Raw genomic sequence first — 22,129 nt, forward strand, 5'->3', positions numbered from 1 at the left:
GAGGTCGCTGACTAGAACTGACCCACGGAGTTTGGAGATATCATCGATATCCGGTAGGAGGTTTTATTCACCACGGTCAGTTGCAGTCTGGTGGTGATGGCGTCGCAGCACGCCAACTTTGTTCGCAACCGTCCCCGCTAGGTCTTGGAATGCTTCCGCGGTATTCGTGTCGTCCTGACAGACGATCGGCTTACCGTCGTCGGCACCCACACGAATCGCCGGATCTAGCGGCAGCGAGCCGAGATACGGGACATCGACCGCGTCGGCCAGAGAGTGGCCACCGTCCTCACCGAATATCTCGTGGGTATCGCCGCAACTGGGACAGACAAAGCCGCTCATGTTTTCGACGACGCCCAACACGTTGGTCTGGTACTCGCCGAACATCTCGATGCCTCTGCGAGAATCGTCCACGGCGACGGACTGCGGGGTCGTGACGACGACAGTCCCCGTGATGGGCAAGTTCTGAAGCACGGTCAGTTGGACATCACCGGTCCCCGGTGGGAGATCCACGACGAGATAGTCCAACGTTCCCCACGACACGTCGGCAAATAGGTCGGTGAGAGTGTTCTGTGCGACCGGGCCCCGCCAGACCACCGGATCGTCGTCTTCGATCATCAGCCCGACGCTCATCAGTTTGAGCCCATGGGCGGTCGGTGGCTCGATTCGGTCTTCGCCGTCGACGGTCGTCACATCGGGCTCGGTGTCAGACCCGAGCATCTGCGGGACGTTCGGGCCGTAGACGTCGGCGTCGAACAGCCCGACGTTGGCCCCGCGGTCGGCGAGGCCGGCGGCGAGGTTGACGGCAACAGTGCTCTTTCCGACACCTCCCTTTCCGGAGGCGACGGCGATCACGTTCTTCACGCCGGGCAGAACCGACGACTCGGCGGCATCGAACAGCGGGACGTTCGCCGAAAGCTCGACATCGATCTCCCCCTCGTCGGCAACCTCACGAACGCGCTCCGCGATGGCGGACTCGTCCGGCGCGTGCGGCGCGCCGAGTGCGAGTTCGATGGCGGCGGTCCCATCGTCGACGGTGATGTCGTTGACGAGCCCGGCGGTGACGATGTCGGTATCGAGCGCCGGGTCGTCGACGGCGCGGAGGCGATCACGAAGGTCAGCGTCTGAGATATCTGTGGTTGTCATAGATAGCGATTACGAGGATGTGGTTTCGGATGGCTGTGCGATCTCCTGTGCGTCCCACGCGGTGAACGTCCGCGCGAGACGAGCGATTGCGGCGAAAACGCCTTCGACCGTGTCGCTGCTCGCAACGGCCGCTTCGAACCGGTCGATCCAGCCCAGACGGGAGAGCGTCCGGGCCTGAAGCTCGCGGACTGCGTCGAGGTTCGCTTCAGATCCGTCGTCTTCGAGGAGCACCGCCTCTCGCTCGCAGAGCGCGCGCATAAACTCGAAGCAGGCGGCGGCATGGTCCGGAATATTGTCCCCACGCTCGGGCACAAACTCGGCGGCTGCGTACAGCTGGGCCATCTCGGCGGCCGGATCGCCGAGGAGTTCACCGGCCTCGCCGGCGGTGTGGTACCGCGAGTCCGAGTCGAACGCCTCGCTGGGATCAGTTGCGTGCGCGGACGCGAACGGCGGGACATAGTGGGTCCCCGGCACGACAAACAGGTTGTCGTACCCGACGCCTAGCGAGGCGGCGTCGTGGTCGTCGCCGCGCAGATTTGCCGTCTCGATGTCGATCGGGAACACCTCGGCGACGGCCGCGAACGCCCCTCGATCGAGCGCGGCGGCAGTCGTCTCCACCTCGCCGTCGAAGGTGGCGGCCAACAGCCCGTACAGGCGAGCACGGGCCCTCGCCATCGCCGCCTCGTCGCGACCGTCAGCCGTGTGTGTGGGCACGTCAGATCACCGCCGCTCCACGTCGACGAAGGCGTCGTACTGTGCGTTACTCCCGCCGACCAGGTCCGAGAGCCCGGTGTCCCCGAGCTCCTCGTCTAACGGCTGGACGTGGTTGATCGCGAAGCCGGCGTCGCGCCCCTTCGCGTACCCGGCTTCCTCGGTCATCGGCTCGTCGAACTGGTAGTCGCTGTGCCCGTCGGCCTCGACTGCCGGCCGCGTTTCGCCGTCGATCGTCTCGGCAGTCGCGCCGTCGCCCGTCCGACCCCAGCCCCACATCGCGCCGACGACGCCGGGGCGGATCCCGCTCGTGACCATCGTGACCGCATCGACGGTGGTGCGGCCCGCATCGAGGGCGATCTCGTCGCCGTTCTCGATGCCGCGCTCTGCGGCGTCCTGCGGGTTGATCCACACGGGGTTCTCCGGACGGGTCTCGCGGAGCCACGGGCTGTTCTGCGTGCGGTGCATCCCCTGGGTTCGCGGTTTCCAGTTGATCAGCCGGAGCGGGCGCTCCCGGTCGTCGTCGCCGCTCACCGCGGCCTGGACGGTTCCGTCGTAGTGCTCCACGTCGTCGACCCGCGGGAGCGGGTCGAACCGCTCACCGGTGAAGGAGTGTTTCCCCTTCGGAACGACCTCGCTATAGAAGTCGACGCGGGACTCGAGCTTGTACCGCATCTGCTCGCCGTCGTAGGCGTTCGAGTCGTCCGTCCGCTCGGCGTAGTCGTACCCGTGCCCGTGCTCAGCGAACGCTTCGTCGTAGCCCGCGGTCGGCTCCTCGAAGCGGCCACCGCGGTTCAACACGGTGACGACTTTCGGCCACTCCTCGTCGGTGACCGCCGCCTTCCAGCGGTCGAGGTCAAACTGCTCGCCTAGGCCGTTCTCGTGGCTCTCGCGGAACACCCGCAGTTCGTCCCCGCTCGCGTCCCCGACGGGATCGCGACTGTACGCGATGTTGGCAGCGAGCTTCAGGTAGAAGTCCTCAGCCTGTTCGAGGGGCCACAAGTCGCCGTCCGCGTCGGGGATGGCGTTCGAACCGACGCCGGGGAGATCGAGTTCCGACCACAGCTCGATGAGCACGTCCTCGAACGGACGCGCGTTAGGGACGACTGAGACAGCCGGCTGGCTGATCTTCTCGTCGGCTAGCCGCTTGTTCGGGTACGTCCCGAAGTTCTCCCACCGTTCGAGGTACGTCGGCTCGGGGAGGATGTAGTCGGCGTACTGGCTGGTCTCGCCGATCACCGTGTCCGAGGCGACGATCAGCGGGATGGTTTCGGTGTCCTGGAGGATCGCCGGGATCTCGTCGCCGCCGGCGATCGCCATCACGTGGTTGTTCGAGTACGGCCGGATGAACAGCGCCTCGACGCTGTAAGGGTACTCGTCGGCGGCGCTGCCGTACAGTTCTTGAGTCGCCTGCGGCGGCGCGACCGGGAACCACGGCCGCTTCGCCGGGTAGCCGTCGTCGCGGTCGAACAGCGAGGTGTCCTCGTAGTTGATGCCGCCCCGAAGCAGGGGGATCCCCCACGGCGAGTGTCCGTCGGGGACCGAGCCGAGTTCGTACCGGCCGGACATGGTGTCGTAGCCCGCGTAGGGGGTGATCTGGCCACCCTTCCAGTCGTAGTTGCCGATGAGGTGCTGGAGGGTGGCGATCGCCCGCGTGTTGTAGAAGCCGTTCGTGTGCTTCGCCGGGCCACGGTAGGCCATGATCGCCGCGCGCTTGCCGTGGCCGGTGAACTCGTCGGCGATCTCCGCGATCTGCTCGGCCGGCACGCCGGCCATCTCGGCGTACTCCTCGACGGTGTGCTCGAAGACCCGCTCGCGGTACTGGTTCCAGACGCTCCGGACCGCCGTCCCGTCGATTGTCACGTCGACGTCGAGAACGGCCGTGTCGACCTTGCTTGCGGGGCGCGGCTCGCCCGTGGCGGCGTCGACGGCGACGAAGTCGTCGGCGGTCTCGGCGCCCTCCGGAATGAGCCCGAGGTCGGCGGCGCGCGCCTTCGGCCCCGCCGACTCGTCGACGAGGACGAGGTGCGTCGCGTCGCTCCACGTCGGCTCGTCGTCGTCGCTCGCGGCCGACTGCGAGGGATTCTGGAGGTACGTCAGGTCGTGGCGGTCGTTCTCGATGATCCACCGCGCCATCCCGAGCGCGAGCGCCCCGTCCGCGCCGGGTTCGACGGGCACCCACGTGTCGGCCTTTTCGGCCGTCTTCGAGAGCCGCGGGTCGACCACGTCCATCCGCATTCCGTCCTCAATGGCGTTCGTCAGCTTCGGTGCGAGCCACGTCGGACCCTTGTTGGCGACCATGGGATTGGTCCCCCACGCGATGAGGTACTCGCAGTTCTCGATGTCGGGGTACTGCCGCTTTTTCTTGGCAGCGTGCGAACGGACGTTGCCCATCACGCTCGAAACGCCGCAGGTTCCGGCGTGGTGGATGCTGTTTATCGACCCCAACCCTTGGTGCCAGAGCCGGTTCCGGATGAAGTTTCGGCGGAACCCGCCGACATCGACGATCTGATTGGACTTCGGCCCCAGATCCGGGTGGTCGGTGTCGATAAGATCGTCGGCGTACTTCTCGTCGAACGCCGACTTGGACAGCTCGCCGCTCTGGACGGCCTCCCAATCGCTCATCACCGCCTCCTGTGGGGCGTATCCCCAGATGTCCCTGAGTCCAGGGTGGCCGAAATCGTCGTCGCCCTCGACAATATCCCGAATGGCCTGGTCCCACGAGACGGTCTTCCACTCGCCCGAACCGCGCGGGCCGACGCGCTTCATCGGTTGCCGGACGCGGTAACTGTCGAAGGCCGTCTGGATCCCCGCCTGCCCTTTCAGGCAGATCCGGCCGCCAGAGAGCGACCAGCGATCGGTGTCGACGTCGCCGCTCCCCTCAACGTCGCCCATCGCCACGTCTTCCGGGTCGCTGTCGTAGGGCATCTGTGAGAACGGCTGCGTATTGAGGAACGAGTACGGGTTCCCGGCGAGCTTTCGGACGAGCGAACTGTACTCGCCGGTTCCGCTCCCGTCCGCGAGCCGCACCTTGATCGGACAGAACGTGTTACACTGTCCGCAGGTGGTGTGGATCACGTCGCTCGCACCGTACTCGCCGTAGTTGTCCCCGACGTAGTGCTGCTTCTCGTCCGTCCAGAGGTCGTCCATGTCCACATCGACCGCGGCGTTGCTCGCCGCCGCGATGACGCCGATACTCCCGGCCGCCTTGACGAAGTCACGACGCGAGACGCTCGCGCCGTCATCGCCTGAATCGTCAGTACTCATTCGTGGTCACCTCCAGTAAGCGGCGTCAACGGCAGCGTCTCCGCACCGATCGTGTACAACAGCAGGCCGACGCCGATCATGCCGACGCTCGTCCCCCACTCGACGAGCGTGGGGAAGTACATCCCGTGAGGGAGCCCCTCCATCACCGGCATGACCTGCGCCGGGACGACGATGTTGAACCGGACCGCGACGATCCCGACGACGACGCTCAGTCCCGCCAGCACCATCACCGACGGCGTGCGGCGCCAGGATCGCTTGCTCAGCAGGACCATCGGGAACACCCAGCTGAACCCGATCATGAACCACCAAAACGACCACGACATCGGGCCGTACATGATGACCTGCCAGGTCTCGATCTCGTGGGGGTGGACGCTGGCGATCGCGATGAACGTCTCGATGGCGGTCAGGGCGGCGTCGACGACGATGAAGCCGATCACCAGCTGTGCAAGCCGGTCGAGCAGGTCCGGATCGACCGACTCCCCGTCGAACAGCCGGGTCCGGAGCACGTAGATCATCATCACGAGCGCGGTCCCGCTGAGCAGCGCTGAGATGACGAATATCACCGGAAAGAGGCCGCTGTTCCAGTAGGGGCGGGCCTTCGAGACGGCGAACAGCACGCCAGTGCCGCCGTGGACCATGAAGATCGCGAGCGGGATCCCGACGATGCCGGCCCGCTTGAGCCAGCGCTGGTCGAACGACTGGGACTCCTCGCTCGTCTCCAGCCGCCCGAGCGCGAGCGCCGCGTAGAACCGTTCTTTGAGCCCCGAGGTGCGTTCGGCGACCCGTGCGAGATCGATCCGCATCGAGAAGTACAGCTCCGTGACCAGAATCCCGATGTAGGCCACGTACGCGTGGACCTCCCACGAGAGCGCGGAGGTCAGCTGGCGCCAGATGAACGGGAAGTACATCCGTTCCATCCGTCCGAGGTCGATCCAGACGAACAGCAGCGCCACCGCCATGCTGATGATGGCCGCGAACAGCGCGTCGCGGTCGATCCGGTGCATCCCCTCGACCTCGAAGACGTTGGCCATCGTACTCACGAGGAACGCGCCGGCGGAGAGGCCGACGAAGTAGATGTAGAAGGCGACCCACGCGCCCCAGGGGACGATGCTCGTGAGGTTCGTGCTCGCCATCCCCTCCGTGAGCCGGAAGTACGTCGCGTACGCGCCCACCGTGACGAGTACACCGACGACCGCGTACCATGCGACGCGGAGCCGGTCGTCTTCGAACCCGGGATCGAACTCGAAGCGTGAACTCTGTGTCGACATCGGTCTATTTGAGGTAGTAGACGTTGGGGTCGGTCCCCTCGTCCTCTTTCAGTTGGAACGCGCGTGACGAGTCGGCCATCTGTGCGACATCGCTGTCGGGGTTCTCAAGGTCGCCCATGTTCCGGGCGTCGCCGACGCACGTCTCGACGCAAGCGGGCTCTTCCCCGCGCTCTAACCGGTGGGTGCAAAAGCTGCACTTGCGGATGTTGCCGATCGGCGACTTCCCCTCCTCGCGCGGCCCGCGGTCGACGCCGTACTCGGGGCTGGTCAGTTCGCCGGCCTCGTCGACCTCGTCGTCGTAGTTCTCGCCGAAGTCGAAGTACCGCGCCCCGTACGGGCAGGCGATGTTGCAGTACCGGCAGCCGATACAGCGGTCGTAGTCGATGTTGACCACGCCGTCGTCCATCTTGTACGTCGCCGAGACCGGACACACCTGCACGCACGGCGGGTTGTCGCACTGCATACACGGGCGAGGCACGTTCGTCCGCGTGACGTTCGGGAACTCGCCGTGTTCCTCCTCCATCACGACGTTGTACGACACGCCGGGTGGCGTCCGGTTCTCGGACTTACACGCGACCGTACACGAGTCACAGCCGACGCATTTCTGGAGGTCGATCACCATCCCCCACTTCTCGTCGCCCGCGCCGATCCCACCGTCGGGCTCTTCGCCGTCGGCCTGTGCCGACTCAGTCGCAACCGCATCCATCGACCCAACGCTACAACTCAACGACTCGGCCGTGTCCGTCGAGACAGTCTGGTCGCCGGCGTCGACCGCCGGGTTCGGTGTCTCGAGATACGCCTCGCCGAACTCCTCGGCGGCGGCTTCATCGTACTTTTCCCAGTACTCGTCGCCGGTGATTTCACCGCGGGCGACGCGCTGTGCGTCCTCGGCCATCGCGATGCCGAGATCCGTGTCCGCCTCGACGTCCGCGAGCTCCTCTCGCGGATCAGGCCGCTCGTTCTCCACCATCGCGTCGAGGTCGGCCTTCCCGACGTTCGGGATACCGGGGAGCGTGTCGTCGTCTGTGGCGCTCATCGCGACCACCCCTCACCGGTCGGCGCCTCGGCGACCAGTTGCTCCCGCGTCAGCCGGTTAGTCCTGAGGTTCATACACGTATTCGTACGGCTTCCCCCGTGGAGAGGGTGATACCAATATACTCTGAGACGGCCCGAATCCGGAGAAAGACCCCATATTCCGGGTACCAATACTGTTTGGGTCGGGGTCGGTTGGGGGGAAATCGGGGCGCGTCTCAAGCCGGGCACCGACCACAGGGATTATTCGACGAGCCGAGTTACCTTCGACTATGCTTTGGTCGAGTCGAAGTGGACGAACGCTATTCCTCCGAAGGCCCCCCAACTGTCAGAGGCGAGCGGCATGAACTGGATCATCGCGCTCTCGATCGTTCTGCGGCTGCTCGGCGTCGGGTACTCGGTTCTACTACTTGCCCGGACCCGTGACCGCCGGTTCGGCTTTCTGACGCTGCTGTTCTCCTTTATGACCCTTCGTCAGGTACTCACCGTACAGACTGCGACCACCGGGTTCGAAGAGCTTCCCGGCCTCATTGTGAGCGCGCTCGCCTTGCTGACCGTGTACTATCTCTCGGAGTACGTGACCGAGGAGGACGAACTCAAGACGAGACTTCGGACGGTAAACGAGCGTCTTCAGGGCTTTCGGAAGGCGATCGAACACGCTGGCCACGCCATATTCATCACCGACTCCGACGGCACTATCGAGTACGCTAACCCGGCCGTCGAATCGGTCACTGGATACGAGCGGGACGAAGTGATCGGAGAGAACCCGCGGCTCTGGCAGTCCGGGAAACACGGCGACGATTTCTACGCGGAGCTCTGGGGACAGATCACGTCAGGATCAGTCTGGGAGGGTGAGCTGACGAACCGCCGAAAATCGGGAGAACTACTCTGGATAGACGCGACGATCGCGCCGATCACCGAGGACGGGGAGGTAAATCGCTTCGTGGCGATCGAGCGCGATATCACCGAACGAAAGGAGCACGAAATGCGTATCGAGGATCAGAACAAGCGCTTGACGGTACTGAACAACACCAACCAAGTGCTTCGCGATATCAACCGCGAACTCGTCGCCGCCTCGACACGGGACGAGATCGAGGCCGCCGTTTGTGAGCAGTTCGCTTCGTCGGACCTCTTCGACGTGGCATGGATCGGTAGCCAAGGGCTCGTCGACGGCACAGTTAGCCCGAACTCCTGGGCCGGCAGCGATATCGGGTCGGTCGAGAACCACGTCGAAGCGATGTGTAAGGCGGATCCGACACCCGTCGAGCAAGCGCTGGAGGACCAGAACCCGGTGTTCACCGACGTGGAGGGCGACGAGTTGGAGACAGTCGACAACAGGCAATGCGTCGTCGTGCCGCTCACCTACCACGAGGCGGATTACGGCGTCCTCGGCGTCGTCACCAGCGACCCACACGCGTTCGACCTGATCGAACGGGACGTGTTCGTCGAACTCGGGCAAACGATTGCCGACGCCATCAGCGCCGTCGAGAGCAAGCAGACACTCATCTCCGACAGCGTAACCGAACTGGAGTTCCGGTTGACGGGCGTCGACGAGCCACTAGCAACGATGGCGGCACAGCTCGATTGTACGGTCACCGTAGAGGACGTCGTCGACGACGGCGACGAGAACCCAGTCCAGTACGTTACCGTGACCGAGGCCGAGCCGGATGCCGTTACCGAGTACGCGGCCGATTCCGAGGCAATCGGTACCGTCGAGCACGTTCACACGTTCGAGGACACGGCACTTTACCGGCTATCGGTCGAGCAACCGTCGATCGTCACGACGTTGGCTCAGTACGGGGTGAGCATCGAGTCGTTCTCGATCACTGGAACCACCGGGAATCTGGTCGCACAGATGGCCAGTTCGAACGATATTCGAAGCGTCGTCAACGCGCTTCGGACGACCTACGATGGGTTGACGCTGATCGCCCAGCGAGAGCACGAGCGGGAGGTGCAGACTGAAGCCGCCTTCCGAAAACAGCTCACAGCTGCGTTGACGGAGCGACAACGAGAGGCAGTGCGGACCGCTCACTTCGCCGGGTTCTTCGATTGGCCCCGAGAGCACAGCGGGGAGGAAGTGGCGTCGATGATGGATATCTCACAGACGACGTTTACCCAGCACCTTCGGGCGGCGGAGCGGAAGCTCTTCGAGGCACTGTTCGACGGCACAGTAGCCACGTAGTAGGGTGACCGACGACCCGCTGGTTCACACTCGCCGGTACGGGGTTTCACTGCCCAGTGAGAAACGCTCTCAGTCGCCGATCCGCGTTCGCGCGGCACACAGTTCGGCCCGCGTGTTCGTGTTCGAGACCGAACGGTTCAGCGGAACGCGGTCGGGGGCGTCCTGATCCTGAACGACCGTCGCGTTGAGTTCAGAGACGAGTCGCTGCAGGCGGAGGTCCGACGGTTGCTGGGAACAGTACCGTTGCAGCGCCTGGGTGTCGTACACCGCGTGCAAGGGATGGTGTCCAGCGTCGTCCGCCGGGATGATCGCGTCGGCGGGTCGGCGTGCGTACTCGTCGACGAGCCACTCGACCGCAGTGGGATCGAGCTGTGGCATATCGCATCCGCAGACGAACACGGCGTCCGTCTCGACCGCACTGATCGCCCCCGCGATCCCCGCGAGCGGGCCGCGTCCCCACTCGACGTCGTACCGGTAGCGGACTGGCGGCGAGAGAGCCGGGTCGACGACGGACTGCTTCTCCGGGTCGCCGACGGCGACGACCGGCGTCCGACCGGTCGCGGCCCGCACCGCGTCGACGATGCGAGCGATCATCGGCTGACCTTGGACCGTCGCTAGCGACTTCGGCTCGGGCCCGAAGCGCTCACTCCCGCCGCCGGCGAGCACGATGGGCGTGACCGAGACGGCTCGACGGTCGTCTTGGTTGTGCTCGGCGCTCATTCGTACTCGGGGTTGTCGAGAGTTACTGTTTCGTACCGATCCGGATCAGCATCCGCTGGGAGGCTGAGCAGGTCGACCCGGTGGATCCCTTTCACCAGTCGCTCGCCGTCGATATCGCCTGCCAAAAATCGAAGCGCGTACGGCCGCGTCTCCCGGAGCTGTTCGCCGTCGCGTTCGAACGCGATGACTCCGTCGAGTGCATCGGCGACCGGAACACAGATCGCGTAGCCGTCGTCGCTCTCAACACGGAAGTGCGTCGTTTCCGCCGGGGCGTCGACGATATTCAGCAGGTCGGTCACCGGGATACCGGTCCAGGAAGCGGTCGTCCGCTCGCCGGTCGCGCAGCGGATCGTATATTCGCAGGTGATGGTCGACCCGTCGGCGCAGGTGGCGGCGTCGACCGCACGCCGCTCACCGCCGCTACCGATGACGAAGCTTGTCGGCGCGTCCCTGAGCTCGTTGGGGTCGTCACCGTCAAAGACGACGCCATCCATCAGGCGTCACCTCGCACAACCGAAGTCGCCGCCTCGTCGCCGGACAATTGGCCGTGGGAGACCCGTTGTGCGTCCTCGGTCGCCGCGAGCCCCAGCTCCGTTTCGTAGTCCGTCTTCTCGAGTACCTCTCGGGGATTTGTTTGCTCCGCATCGGCCATCGCGTCTAACTTGTTCGTTCCCGCGTCGGAGATACTGGGAAGCCACTCGCCGGTACTACTCACGGCTAGCACCCCTTTCACATCTACGGCGATTGTCGACATACACGTAGGGATACGCAGCCCGGGTTGTTGAGCGTGCTTCCAATACTGTTTGGGACAGATACGACGAGGCGTTCGGGGTATAGTGCGGGTACCAATATTATTCGGGATCCTTGGGTTCCTCCGTCGTCCGAGTGACGGCTCGACGCCGAGCCCAACTCGAACCTTCTCGTCGCAGACCGAGAAAGCACTGTTCACCAGTGCCGCGTCAATGGCAAACGCTGCAATCCAGTAGAACTAATCTGGAAACGCTACTATAGCTGATTCTTATTTCCTTTCGTGGATCTCAACGACTCGCTCTTTGCCACGAAAAGAGATATCTGACCGCCAATCCGAGACTCGCTGGCGGTCTCATACCGAAACCTACAACGGTTGAGTAGAAAAACAGTGTTTGTCCGGCTGGCATCGTCTTGGGCTCTGTGTAGACTGTTGTACAGAAGCGATGCCGCCGTGGGCCCTATACAAATCAGTTAGACGGATTCTTGGCCGTGTCGTTGCCACCGTCTCGTAGTGGCTTCGACTTTCGATTCTCGCCGGACTGTCTTTCGACAGATCGCCAGCCAATCATACACTGAGTGGCCGGTATACGATTCGACGCCGTTGTACGATCGAGCCTCGCTCCCCGCACTGGAATCGGACATTCAGATCGTCGCACAAGCGTGGTTCAGACACGACGACCATACCTCCCTTGAGCAGTTCGTCTGTTCACTCCCACTGGCGTATTTCAAATTCAGCACACACGATCACTACGCAGGGTCGACCAGCTACGGGATGGATATCCTGTTTCGGCTGTTCGTGCTAAAAGAATACTACGGCTGGGATCACGAAACAGCGCTCGTCGAGTACCTCAACCGCCATCCTTTGTTCTGCGATCAGTTAGGGTTAGAGACGGTCCCGGATCAGTCGACGTTGTGGCGGAGTTGGAACAATCGGTTCACTGCAGATCTTCGCGAAACCGTCGAGACAGCCGGTCGGACAATTCTCATCAAAGCCCAAAATGCGGGGGTTTCGGTTCCACGCGAACCTCCGCGGAAGCTCCGGTACCGGGATAGCGACGATGTAGATCCGAAACCGGACGAGCAAAGTATTCTGGAACAAGCGGTGAGGATCTCAGACCACGTTAGCCGCGTTATCTACCCGGCATTCTCGCTGGACCGAGGTGACGGCTGTGAGATCCACGAGAACGCCTACTGGGGCCTGCAGACGTACCTCGGACTTCGCGAGCGGCTGGCTGCGAACGAAGGGGCTCGTAGTTTCCTCTACGAGTCGACTCGGGATCGGACACCGCTGGGGCACGCCCATCGGGAGCAGATTCGGGACCTCTCGATTGAACAGGTTCGAGCGATGTACCGGCAGGCAATCACTCGGCTCCTGAACGAAGTTGCGGAGACAGAGCAGTTCTTTCGAGCAGGGATCGTCGCAATCGACATTACCGAGGCCGATCCCTTCACCGGCGACCGGAGTGGCCACGAAGATGAGATCATCGGGACAAAGGAGAAGACCGACGAGTACGCGTACCAGTGGGCGACAGTCCAGCTGGTCGGTAACGCTGTCCCACTCGTTCTTGATGCCCGCCCGGTACGGAAAGGCGAGTCACGACTAGAAATCGTGGAGGATTTGCTGGATTCGGCTGAAGAGCTCGTTCACGTCGATAACGTGCTGATGGACCGGGAGTTCGATAGCCAGCACGTCCTGGAGATGATTAGCCAGCGCGAGCTCTCATACGTCGTCCCGAAACGGATGCAGACCAGCGAGAAAGCCCAGGCCAAGCGGTTGCTCCAGCGTGAACAGGACCGATATGAGACCGACCGGAAGCTCCATCTCGGCAGGAACGAGTGGCACGAGACGACGCTGATCTATCGTCGAAAAGAAGACTCCGAGCATGACGATCACCGGCAGTACTCGGTGTTCATGACGAATTGCGGGAGTGGTCACCTCACGGAGTACGGCTATCGCTGGGAGATCGAGAGTGGGTACAGGTCGATCAAACGGTTCATGGCTGCCACCACCTCAAAGGATTTCGGGCTACGGTTCTTCTACTTCGCGTTCGCGTGTCTCCTGTACTCGATTTGGCGAGCTGTCGATTTGCTCGTCCAGGTCGAGTTGACGGGTGAGTACGAACACTCACCCATTGTAACGGCCGACAATACGCTCACGCTGCTGAAGAAGGAGACCGGAATCGGATAGAGAGATACTCTGTCCGGGGCAATACGGATTCCTGAGTGGCAACGCTGCCGGGGGTCTTGGAAATTCACCGTTCCAGTTAGTAGTACGACACGAGAAGACTCTCGAGAGTAGATCCGAACCAGCTTCACCTCGAAAATTCGCCCGAAACCACACATCACAGGCCCGCTAAACCCACTGTAGTCTCAACTTCATAATCTCGGAGGATAGATTTGATGTGTGCCTTCTATTTTCTACTTAAGTATATGGAATAATATACTCACTCCAGCTTTTCTTTCTGTTTTTCATTAAATCCGCAGAATGTGTTAGGACTAGGTGAAAACAAGATCGGAACTGTATCGCCGTTGAGGGCCTCTGAAACACACATTTGGAAGAGAAGTAAGGCAGCAGATGTCGTAGGAGGTTGATCTAAGCTGCCGACGGCGAAAGATCATTTTTCCGCCTTTTGTGATATCTTGGTCCGGGCACAGTTATGCGATCCAACAGAGCAAAACAATCCTTGATCGATACTGTCCAATTCGAACCTACTCAAGCAAAAGTCAACTACTCACTGTGCCTATTCATCCCCGGTATCTGTTGCGGCCAAAATCTCAGGATACCGGTTCCGTATCGTCATCTCGCTTACGTCCGTAGCATGAGCGATATCTGCTTGTCGGAGAGACTCATCGCACTGTTTGGCAGCCGCGTACAGTGCCCCTGCGGCGATGCCTACCGGATGTTTCCCGCTGTGAACACCGTTTTCAACCGCTATTCCGGCGAGACGTCGTGCCTCTCGCTCTGTCGCGTCCGTACACTCCACGTCCGACGCAATCCGCCCGATGAAAGAACGAGGATCTGTTGGTGGAATTTCTAACCCGAGTTCACGTGAGACGTGTCGATATGCCCGCTCAACGCGAATTTGTTCGACGCGGCTCACTGTTGAGACTTCGTCGATTGAGCGTGGGACACCGTTCATGCGACTCGCCGCGTATAGCGCCGCAGTGGCGACGCTTTCAACGGCTCGACCCCTAACGAGTCCGTCCGCAAGTGCGCGACGATAGATGACGCCTGCTGTCTCTCGAGTGCTGTCGGGCACGCCAAGCGCGGAAGCCATGCGATTGATCTCACCGAGTGCATGCATAAGATTCCTATCCGCAGATGAGCGTCGTCGGAAGCGCTCATCCCACCGTCGGAGGCGACGCATCTGTTGTCGCTGTTTTCCTGACAGCGCGTTCCCCTTCGCATCGGTGTCTTGCCACCCAATCACCGTCGATAATCCCTTATCATGTAAGAGGTTCGTGCTCGATGGCCCGACGCGAGAGTCCTGACCACCGGTGCCATCCGGCGTGTACAGTTTGATGTTCGTATCAAGCGTCGCGTCTGAAACGACGAGTCCACAGTCGTCACAGACTGCATCAACGTCATCATCGGCTCGACGAAGTCGTCCGTGACACTCCGGACACGTAGTCTGACTGTGCCGTTCGTCCTCATTCTCCTCCGAAACGGAGTCGGTAACAGACTGACAATCGCCGGCTGCGCTTGACGAGGGCGCATCAGTACCGTTTTTGCGGGAAACTGTGTTCGGACGCTCTTCGTTAGTGCGCTCTTTCATCACGTGGCATCACCTTTCGTGACCGGGACAGAACAGACGCGTGCCACCGTGTATCTGGCCAGTACCGCTCATTGTCGGCTCTGAGTCGGCGTCGAGCCGCTGATCCTGATACCCTGCGCGGTAACTCTCGTAGCAACGGCAGATGGAACTGACCACACTGTCTCGGTAGGTACTGTCACTCCGTCGATCGCGAGACAGACGAGTTTCCCTTGTCCCCGCCGCGCCGCAATAACAAACTCGAAGCGACGAGAACGGGCGTCGGCCGCCGTCACGTGGATCGTTGAGAGTCCGTTCGCACTCTCCCACGTTGTCGTGTCGACGATATTGAGGTCGCCTGCTGGCGTAACGGCCGATGAGCCGCAGGCTGGACAGGACCCATCGTGCGGCGTCGTTCCAAGGTACCCATAGTCGGTGTCGCACGCGAAGCAGTGTTCCATAGTTCGTTGTTAGCGACGGGATAACACTGTCTCTGCGATGTTCGCTTTATTCGAACATGCTGGACAGGCAACTACGTCACCACCGTCTAACCCGAACACGGTCACAAATTGTTGTGAGACGTGTGCTCCGCAGTGGGCGCACTCAGGCATCGGATTACCCCAGCGAGCCCTCCATTTCGAGTTCGACGAGCCGGTTGAGCTCGACGGCGTACTCGATCGGCAGCTCCTCCGTGATCGGCTCGATGAAGCCTGAGACGATCATCTGCTTGGCGTCGTCGTCGTCGAGCCCGCGCGACTGGAGGTAGAAGATRTCCTCGTCGCCGATCTTGCCGACGGTCGCCTCGTGGGCGACGTCGACCTTCGACTCGTTGATCTCCATGTACGGCATCGTGTCCGACGTCGACTCGTTGTCGAACATCAGCGCGTCGCACTCGACGGCCGTCGAGGAGTTCTCTGCGCCGTCCGCGATGTGGACGAGGCCGCGGTAGTTGGTGCGACCGCCGTCCTTCGCGATCGACTTCGACTCGACGGTGGACTTCGTGTTCGGCGCGTTGTGGTACACCTTCGCGCCGGTGTCGATGTCCTGACCCTCGCCCGCGAAGGCGATGGTGATGTGGTTGTCGGAGGCGCCGCGCCCCYTCAGGATCGTYGAGGGGTACAGCATCGTCGCCTTCGACCCCATCGACCCCGAAATCCACTCCATGCGCCCGCCCTTCTCGGCGATGGCGCGCTTCGTGTTCAGGTTGTACGTGTTCTTCGACCAGTTCTGCACGGTCGAGTACTGGACGTGGGCGTCCTCGCCGACGAACACTTCCACGCCGCCCGAGTGGAGGTTGAACGCCGAGTACTTCGGCGCGGAACAGCCCTCGATGTAGTGGACCTCGGAGCCCTCCTCGGCGATGATGAGCGTGTGCTCGAACTGGCCCATCCCCTCGGAGTTCATCCGGAAGTACGCCTGTACGGGCATCTCCACGGTGGTGTTCTCCGGGACGTAGACGAACGAACCGCCGGACCAGATGGCGCCGTGGAGCGCCGCGAACTTGTTGTCGCTCGGGGGGACGCACTTCGTCATGAAGTGCTCGCGGACGAGCTCCTCGTGCTCCTGGACGGCCTTGTCCATGTCACAGAAGATGACGCCCTTCTCTTCCCACCGCTCCTGCATGTTCTGGTAGACGATCTCGGACTCGTACTGCGCGCCGACGCCCGAGAGCGCGTTCTTCTCGGCCTCCGGAATGCCCAGCTTGTCGAAGGTGTCCTGGATCTCCTCCGGGAGGTCCTCCCAGCTGTCCGCGCCGCCGCGCTTGTCGATGTCCGGGCGGATGTACGGCACGATCTCCTCGACGTCGACCTCAGAGAGATCGGGCTGCCCGGGCCAGTCGGTCGGCATCGGCATCTCCTGGAACTGCTCGAGCGCGCGCAGGCGGCGCTCCAACATCCACTCCGGTTCGTCCTTGTCCTCCGAGATGACGCGGACCGTCTCCTCGGTGAGGCCCTTCTCGCTTTTGAAGGCGGACTTCTCCTCCTTCTTGAACTCGAAGCGAGCCTCGGTGTCTGTCTCCTTGAGGTCGTCCTGTTGTGAACTCATAGTGTATTGTTACGGATTCCCGTGTTTAGGTGTGTCGCGTGCCCGCATTCGGTTACGCCGCCTCGAAGGCGTCCTCGCGGACCCAGTCGTACCCCTCGTCCTCCAGCTTCTCGGCGAGCTCCGCGCCGCCGCTCTTGACGACTTCGCCGTCGAGCATGACGTGAACGTGGTCGGGCTCGACGTAGTCGAGGATGCGCTGGTAGTGGGTGATCTGGAGGATCCCCGTGCCCTGCTCGTCGCGGAGCGCGTTGATCCCCTTCGAGACGTCCTTCAGGCGGTCGATGTCGAGCCCGGAGTCGATCTCGTCGAGCACGGCGACGCTCGGCTCCAGCATCGCGGCCTGGAGGACCTCGTTCTGCTTCTTCTCGCCGCCGGAGAAGCCGGCGTTGAGGTACCGCTGCATGAACTTCTCGTCCATGTCGAGCAGCTCCATCTTCTCGGAGAGGATCTCCTGGAACTCGGCGACGCCGATCTCGCCGTCGTCCGCGGGGCCCTCCATCGGGGAGGTCTCGTACCCCTCGTCGTCGTCGGCCTCGGCCGACTCCTCGTCCTCGTCCTCGAACAGCTCCTCGCGCTCGTCGGCCTTCGCGTTGAGGGCCTGGCGGAGGAAGTTCGTCATGGTGACGCCCTCGATCTCGGCGGGGTACTGGAAGCCGAGGAAGATGCCGAGCGCGGCGCGTTCGTTCGGCTCCAGCTCCAGGAGCTCCCAGTGGTAATCCTCGTCGTCGAGGTCGGCGTCGATGTCGGCGACGTCGTCCTCGTCGAGGTGGAGGGAGACCGACCCGTCGGTCACCTCGTAGGCCGGATGGCCGGCGATCACCTTCGCCAGCGTCGACTTGCCCGAGCCGTTGGGACCCATCAGCGCGTGGATGTCCCCGGACTCGACGGTCAGGTCGACGCCGCGAAGGATCCGTTCACCGCCCTCTTCGGCCACTCGTGCCCGAAGGTCGTTGATTTCGAGAGTTGCCATTGTGTTCTCGTGCCTCGTGTGCGAACAGTGGGCATTGCGGGGGTTAACGGTTACGCATCTCCGCCTCAAAAATCGCAGATCGACCAAGAAATTTTCTTCCGATCGAAAAGTGCTTTCGACGACCGGCGTTTCGCCTCGCCGTCGGTCACATGAACGAGCCCAGCCCCGTCTGCTCCTGGCCCGTCTTGACCTCCTCCCACGACATGCCGAGCGCCTCTATCACGCGCTCTATCGGTCCTTTGAGGGTCTTGTCGAGCATCTTCTCCCAGTCGACCTCGAACTCGTCGGGGACCTGGTCGGCGTACTCGAAGCAGATCACGTCCGGGTCGCGCTTGAACTCGCCGTAGAGGTGGTCCCGCTGGGGGTCGAGCCCCGCCTCGTCTTCCATCCGCGCCCAGAAGTCCGGGTGGACCTTCTCGATGTAGAGCCGCTTCGGCTTCGACCCGCTGCCGAAGTTCGTCCCGAGCATGAGGTTGGCGTACTTCGCGCCGCGGACCTGGGCGGTCGGGGTGTCGTAGGCGTCGAGCTTCTTGCCGATGCCGCCGGGGATCCCGACCTCGTCGAGGTCCACGTCGCCGTCGAGCACCCGCGCGATGACGTCGACGAGGTACCCCTTGACCTCCTCCATGTCGTCGTCGATGTCGTCGCCCGTCACGATCGTCTCGATGACGTTCTGTTGGACCTCCTTCGTGATGCCGGCGATGTCCGAGCGCTTGTACTCGAAGCCGGTGATGTCGATGTCGTCGACGTCTTTCCCCTCCTTCCAGACGATGTGGCCCGCGTACCGCTTCTTTTTGCCCGCCTGGAAGAACCGCCGGTAGAGCTTCTCGAACTCGATCTGGAAGCGGTGTTCGCTGGCGTTGAGCTCCTCGCGCGCGAAGTCGTCGTAGCGCTCGTTGATGTGGTCCTCTATCTCGAAGGAGGTTTCTATCGCCTCCTCCTTCGACATGTCAGAAAGAGACAACATTACCGAATCGGTATCTCCATAAGCAACCTGGTAATTAAGCTCTTCAGCGGCCTCCTCGGTAAAGTCGATGACTTCGCGACCGGTCGCTGTGACGGCTGCTGCGCCCTCTTTGTCGTAAAGACGGAACCGATCCCACCCCGTCACGCCGTAGAGTGAGTTCATAATAACCTTGACAGCTCCCTGCTGGCGGTCGTACTGCTCGTACGGCTCGGTCCCGGGGTCGTGGTCGTTCCGGAGCGCCTTCTTCTCCTCGCGCTCGGAGAGCAGCTCGTCGACCATCTCGCGCATGATGCCGTCCGGCTCCTTCCGGAAGTGGGTCCCGTTGGGCGCGACGTACGTCTCGCCGTCGTACTCGTCGGGGTCGACCTTCGTCTCCGGGCCGGCGTTGATCGTCACCATGCACATCGGGTAGAGGCTCTTCAGGTCTTGGACCGTCACCATCTCCTTGACGCCCGTTATCGGGTCGAAGACGGCGCCGCCCTCGAACTCCTCCGACTCCTGTTGGCCCTTCGTCGGGAGCGCGAACTTCCCGAACGCCTTGTGGAGGACGTACATGTCGACGGTGTCGCCGGGCGTCGGCGCGTCCTCGATCTTACAGCCGACGAAGGTCCGCACCTCGTCCCAGAAGGCGATCACGTCCTGCTTCCGGTCGATCTCGACGCACAGCTCCACGTCGCGGATGCTGTACTCCAGCAAGCGCTCGGGGTCCTGCTCCCAGAGGTCGCCGATGTCGCCCGTGTAGCGCTCCTTTCCGACGCCGAGCTCGCGCTCGCCGACCGCGTCGAGCCGGTACGACTCCAGCTCGGTGAACATCGTGCGCTTGTAGGCGTACAGCAGGTCGAAGACGACCCGCCCCTTCACGTCCGGGCCGCCCCAGCCGGAGCGCCACACCTCGCCGATCCGGGAGAGCCGGTCGACGTCGAGGTCGTACTGGCTCCCCTCGTCGAGCACCTCCAGCCGGTCGAGGACGTACGGCGCGTCGAAGTCCTCGAAGTTCCAGCCGGTCAGGAGGTCCGGGTCCGTCTCGTCGATGTACTCGACGAACGCGTCGAGCATCGCGGCCTCCTCCTCGAAGGTGCGGACCCGGAAGTCCAGCTCCCCGTCGCCGCCGACGATCCCCTCGTAGTCGGGGAGGTCCGCCGGCGGCGGGATGTCGGCCTCGGGCGCGTCGTACAGCCAGACGACGTACTCGTCGTCGTAGGAGTCGTGGCTGGTGAGACAGATGATCGGCTCCTCGCCGTCCTCGGGGAAGCCGCGCCGGTCGTCGACCTCGATGTCGAAGGTGTTCACGCGGAGGTCGGCGTCGACCTCGGCGGGTTCGAGGTGGCCCTCGTGGACCTGGATCGTCCCCTCCCCGTCGTCGAGGCGCCGCTCCTCGACGCGGATCCCGCCGTTGATCCCGTTGTCGATCAGGAAGCGGTTGGGGAACAGGATGTCCGCCTCGAAGCTCGTCTCGAAGTCGTCCCGGATGTTCCCCACGTCGCGGGGCGTCCGGGTGACGATCCGGGTGAGCGGCTCGCCGCGGATGCTCTCGAAGGGCTCGCCGTCGGGGCTCTCCTCGCGGGTCCCGATCACCACGTCGTACTCCTCGACGGGGTCGCGGTCGAGGTCGGCGGTGGGCACGTAGAAGTAGGGCTCGACGCCGAGCACGCGGAGGTGTTCGACGATATCGTGGTCCGGGTCCCCGTCGACGTGTTCGGCCTCCCCGTCCACGTTCTCGGCCGGCCGCCGACCGAACACGTGGACGACCGGGTACTCGTCGCTCCCGTACCCCTCGACGGCGTAGTCGATCTGGGTGATCATCAACTCGACGGTCCCGGTCGACTCCGGGAACTTCGCCTCGTCGACGTCGACCACGTCGCTGACGTGACCGCGGCCGCCGCCGGCGACGACGGCCGCCTCCTGGGCGGCCAGCTCCTCCCGTTCGGTGTCCGTGTCGCCGTCGGCCCCGTCGCCCGCGTCCCCGGTCGACGAGAAGTCCGACAGCCCCGACTGAGTCATATCCGTCCTTCGGCGGCACCCGGCTAAAAAACTCGGCTTTCGGGTGCGGCGAGCTATCCCGCCACGGAAAGGCATATAATGTGTGATGACTTACCACGGTCTATGTCTTCGGACCCACGCTCCGAATCCGAGGTGGCTCGCCCGGCCGACTCCGACGCGGTCGACGCCGAGGTGGAGGCGTACGAAGACGACGGAAACGTGGTGCTTTTCGACGCCGCGAACCCCCTCGCGTGGGTCGAGGCGAGCCGAACCGTCCGGCTCGCCGACGCGGTCTGAGAGGGTTCGGCCCTCGGTCCCGCCGCGCCGATCTCGTCCCCCGTAGCCGCCGCGCTCGGACGGAACCCATTTGCCCCGGCGCGGCGTACGACCGGGCGTGTTCAGCCTCGACGAGGACGACGAGGGCGAGATCTCGGTCGGCGAGAGCTCCGACGCCGAGCGGGAGATGACGCCCGACATCCCGAAGGCGCCCTCGGTGAAGTCGTTCGACGACGGCGGCGACTTCGAGGGCGCGAGCGACGTGGACCGGGACACCCTCCGCGCGTTCGTCGTCGCCGTCATCTACGCCAACGCCGCCGTCCTCCTCGTCGCGCTCGGCCCGATGGTGTGGTTCTTCGAGGGCTGGTCGCGGATCGGTCCGGCCCTGTTCGTCGTCGGCCTCTTAGCGGGGGTCCGGACCTACCAGACGTATCGATCGTGGAAGCGGTCACGGGACGAGGCCGAGGCGGACGCCGACTCCGACGACACGGTGACCGAGGCGGACGACCGCGACCCCGACGAGACGCCCCCGGAAGCGTAATACCCGGCGAGGGCCCTCCTCCGATCATGCAGACGGTCCGCGACGGCGACGGCGAGACGTACCTCCTCGTGAAGCGCTCCGCCGAGTCGAGCCGCGTGCGGGACCCGGCGACCGGCGTCGAGCGCTACGTCGACAACGACGACCTCCGGGTCGTGGAGGGCGAGTCGCCGCTCGCGACCGCCGCTTCCGGCGTGCCGGAACCGGTCCGTCGGACGCTCGGCGCGGTCCGCGACGACCGGTCGCTCGGCCTGCTCGCGGTGGTCGTCGACGAGGGACCGATCGCCGCCATCGACCTCCTCGACGCGGCCGACATGTGCGAGTCCGACCTCCACGGCGCGCTCTCCGAGTTCCGCGCGGCCGGCCTGGTCGGCGAGGCCGAGGTCGCCGGACGGCGCGGCTACGAGGCGACCTCGGTCGCGGTCGAGGCGCTGGCGCTGCTGCGCGGCGAGTCGGCGGACGACGGCGGCGCCGAGTCGGACGACGGCTGATCCCGCCGGCGTCGAACGGCCGACGCCGACAGAAAG

18 protein-coding genes are annotated in these 22,129 nt (G+C 63.5%); 5 read left to right on the forward strand and 13 right to left on the reverse strand.

The genetic code is table 11. From position 1 onward, the window contains the following. Positions 1-63: 63 nt before the first annotated feature. The 5 genes from AMR74_RS12450 to AMR74_RS12470 are packed head-to-tail and all read right to left on the reverse strand — an operon-like array spanning position 64 to position 7,425. On the reverse strand, positions 64-1,143 hold the full coding sequence (locus AMR74_RS12450; RefSeq protein ID WP_082356875.1) for an Mrp/NBP35 family ATP-binding protein: 1,080 nt from the start codon (positions 1,141-1,143) through the stop codon (positions 64-66). A gap of 9 nt (positions 1,144-1,152) precedes the next feature. After that, a complete protein-coding gene (locus tag AMR74_RS12455; protein ID WP_053772559.1) occupies positions 1,153-1,818 on the reverse strand; it encodes a TorD/DmsD family molecular chaperone in 666 nt (221 codons plus the stop codon). Positions 1,819-1,863: 45 nt separating this feature from the next. Beyond that, positions 1,864-5,121: a molybdopterin-dependent oxidoreductase gene (locus AMR74_RS12460; RefSeq protein ID WP_053772392.1), complete on the reverse strand. Its 3,258-nt coding sequence runs from the start codon at positions 5,119-5,121 to the stop codon at positions 1,864-1,866. Beyond that, positions 5,118-6,389 carry an NrfD/PsrC family molybdoenzyme membrane anchor subunit gene (gene nrfD / locus AMR74_RS12465; protein ID WP_053772393.1) on the reverse strand — a complete coding sequence of 424 codons (1,272 nt, stop codon included), beginning with the start codon at positions 6,387-6,389 and terminating at the stop codon, positions 5,118-5,120. Before nrfD ends, AMR74_RS12460 begins: the two co-directional genes overlap by 4 nt. Positions 6,390-6,393: 4 nt before the next feature. Beyond that, a complete protein-coding gene (locus AMR74_RS12470) occupies positions 6,394-7,425 on the reverse strand; it encodes a 4Fe-4S dicluster domain-containing protein (protein ID WP_053772560.1) in 1,032 nt (343 codons plus the stop codon). Positions 7,426-7,764: 339 nt separating this feature from the next. Between AMR74_RS12470 and AMR74_RS12475 the strand changes: the two genes are divergently transcribed. Continuing rightward, a complete protein-coding gene (locus AMR74_RS12475) occupies positions 7,765-9,603 on the forward strand; it encodes a bacterio-opsin activator domain-containing protein (protein ID WP_053772561.1) in 1,839 nt (612 codons plus the stop codon). A 69-nt stretch (positions 9,604-9,672) separates the two neighbouring features. Here the strand turns inward: AMR74_RS12475 and mobA are convergent, their stop codons facing one another. From mobA to AMR74_RS12490, 3 genes are read right to left on the reverse strand one after another with little or no spacing between them, the layout of a single operon-like run. Further along, on the reverse strand, positions 9,673-10,323 hold the full coding sequence (gene mobA / locus AMR74_RS12480) for a molybdenum cofactor guanylyltransferase (protein ID WP_053772394.1): 651 nt from the start codon (positions 10,321-10,323) through the stop codon (positions 9,673-9,675). Then, the gene (locus AMR74_RS12485) at positions 10,320-10,817 is read right to left on the reverse strand and encodes a molybdopterin-dependent oxidoreductase (protein ID WP_053772395.1); all 498 of its coding nucleotides are present in this window, start codon (positions 10,815-10,817) and stop codon (positions 10,320-10,322) included. The genes mobA and AMR74_RS12485 overlap by 4 nt, the downstream gene beginning before the upstream one ends. Next, complete coding sequence (locus AMR74_RS12490; protein ID WP_053772396.1) at positions 10,817-11,077, reverse strand: 4Fe-4S ferredoxin N-terminal domain-containing protein; 261 nt, start codon at positions 11,075-11,077, stop codon at positions 10,817-10,819. The genes AMR74_RS12485 and AMR74_RS12490 overlap by 1 nt, the downstream gene beginning before the upstream one ends. Positions 11,078-11,584: 507 nt before the next feature. Between AMR74_RS12490 and AMR74_RS12495 the strand changes: the two genes are divergently transcribed. Continuing rightward, the gene (locus AMR74_RS12495) at positions 11,585-13,261 is read left to right on the forward strand and encodes a transposase (protein WP_053772397.1); all 1,677 of its coding nucleotides are present in this window, start codon (positions 11,585-11,587) and stop codon (positions 13,259-13,261) included. A gap of 553 nt (positions 13,262-13,814) precedes the next feature. On the opposite strand, the gene AMR74_RS19890 is transcribed toward AMR74_RS12495, so the two are convergent. From AMR74_RS19890 to AMR74_RS12510, 5 genes are all read right to left on the reverse strand, one after another. Further along, positions 13,815-14,849: a transcription initiation factor IIB 3 gene (locus tag AMR74_RS19890; protein WP_077152337.1), complete on the reverse strand. Its 1,035-nt coding sequence runs from the start codon at positions 14,847-14,849 to the stop codon at positions 13,815-13,817. A gap of 446 nt (positions 14,850-15,295) precedes the next feature. After that, positions 15,296-15,436, reverse strand: a complete 141-nt coding sequence (locus AMR74_RS20050; RefSeq protein WP_449271910.1) for a DUF7563 family protein — start codon at positions 15,434-15,436, stop codon at positions 15,296-15,298. A 4-nt stretch (positions 15,437-15,440) separates the two neighbouring features. Next, on the reverse strand, positions 15,441-16,871 hold the full coding sequence (gene sufB, locus AMR74_RS12500) for a Fe-S cluster assembly protein SufB (protein ID WP_053772398.1): 1,431 nt from the start codon (positions 16,869-16,871) through the stop codon (positions 15,441-15,443). Between the two features lie 52 nt (positions 16,872-16,923). After that, positions 16,924-17,841, reverse strand: a complete 918-nt coding sequence (locus AMR74_RS12505) for an ABC transporter ATP-binding protein (protein ID WP_053772399.1) — start codon at positions 17,839-17,841, stop codon at positions 16,924-16,926. A 145-nt stretch (positions 17,842-17,986) separates the two neighbouring features. Further along, complete coding sequence (locus AMR74_RS12510) at positions 17,987-20,809, reverse strand: DNA-directed DNA polymerase (protein ID WP_053772400.1); 2,823 nt, start codon at positions 20,807-20,809, stop codon at positions 17,987-17,989. A gap of 102 nt (positions 20,810-20,911) precedes the next feature. Between AMR74_RS12510 and AMR74_RS19150 the strand changes: the two genes are divergently transcribed. From AMR74_RS19150 to AMR74_RS12520, 3 genes are all read left to right on the forward strand, one after another. After that, on the forward strand, positions 20,912-21,085 hold the full coding sequence (locus AMR74_RS19150; RefSeq protein ID WP_167551914.1) for a DUF7331 family protein: 174 nt from the start codon (positions 20,912-20,914) through the stop codon (positions 21,083-21,085). Positions 21,086-21,182: 97 nt separating this feature from the next. Then, entirely contained in the window at positions 21,183-21,605 is a 423-nt protein-coding gene (locus tag AMR74_RS12515) for a DUF7322 domain-containing protein (RefSeq protein ID WP_053772401.1), read from the forward strand. Between the two features lie 26 nt (positions 21,606-21,631). Further along, positions 21,632-22,093 carry a DUF7346 family protein gene (locus AMR74_RS12520; protein WP_053772402.1) on the forward strand — a complete coding sequence of 154 codons (462 nt, stop codon included), beginning with the start codon at positions 21,632-21,634 and terminating at the stop codon, positions 22,091-22,093. Positions 22,094-22,129 lie beyond the last annotated feature (36 nt).

This window comes from Halorubrum tropicale (assembly GCF_001280455.1).
Classification (GTDB): Archaea; Halobacteriota; Halobacteria; order Halobacteriales; family Haloferacaceae; genus Halorubrum; species Halorubrum tropicale.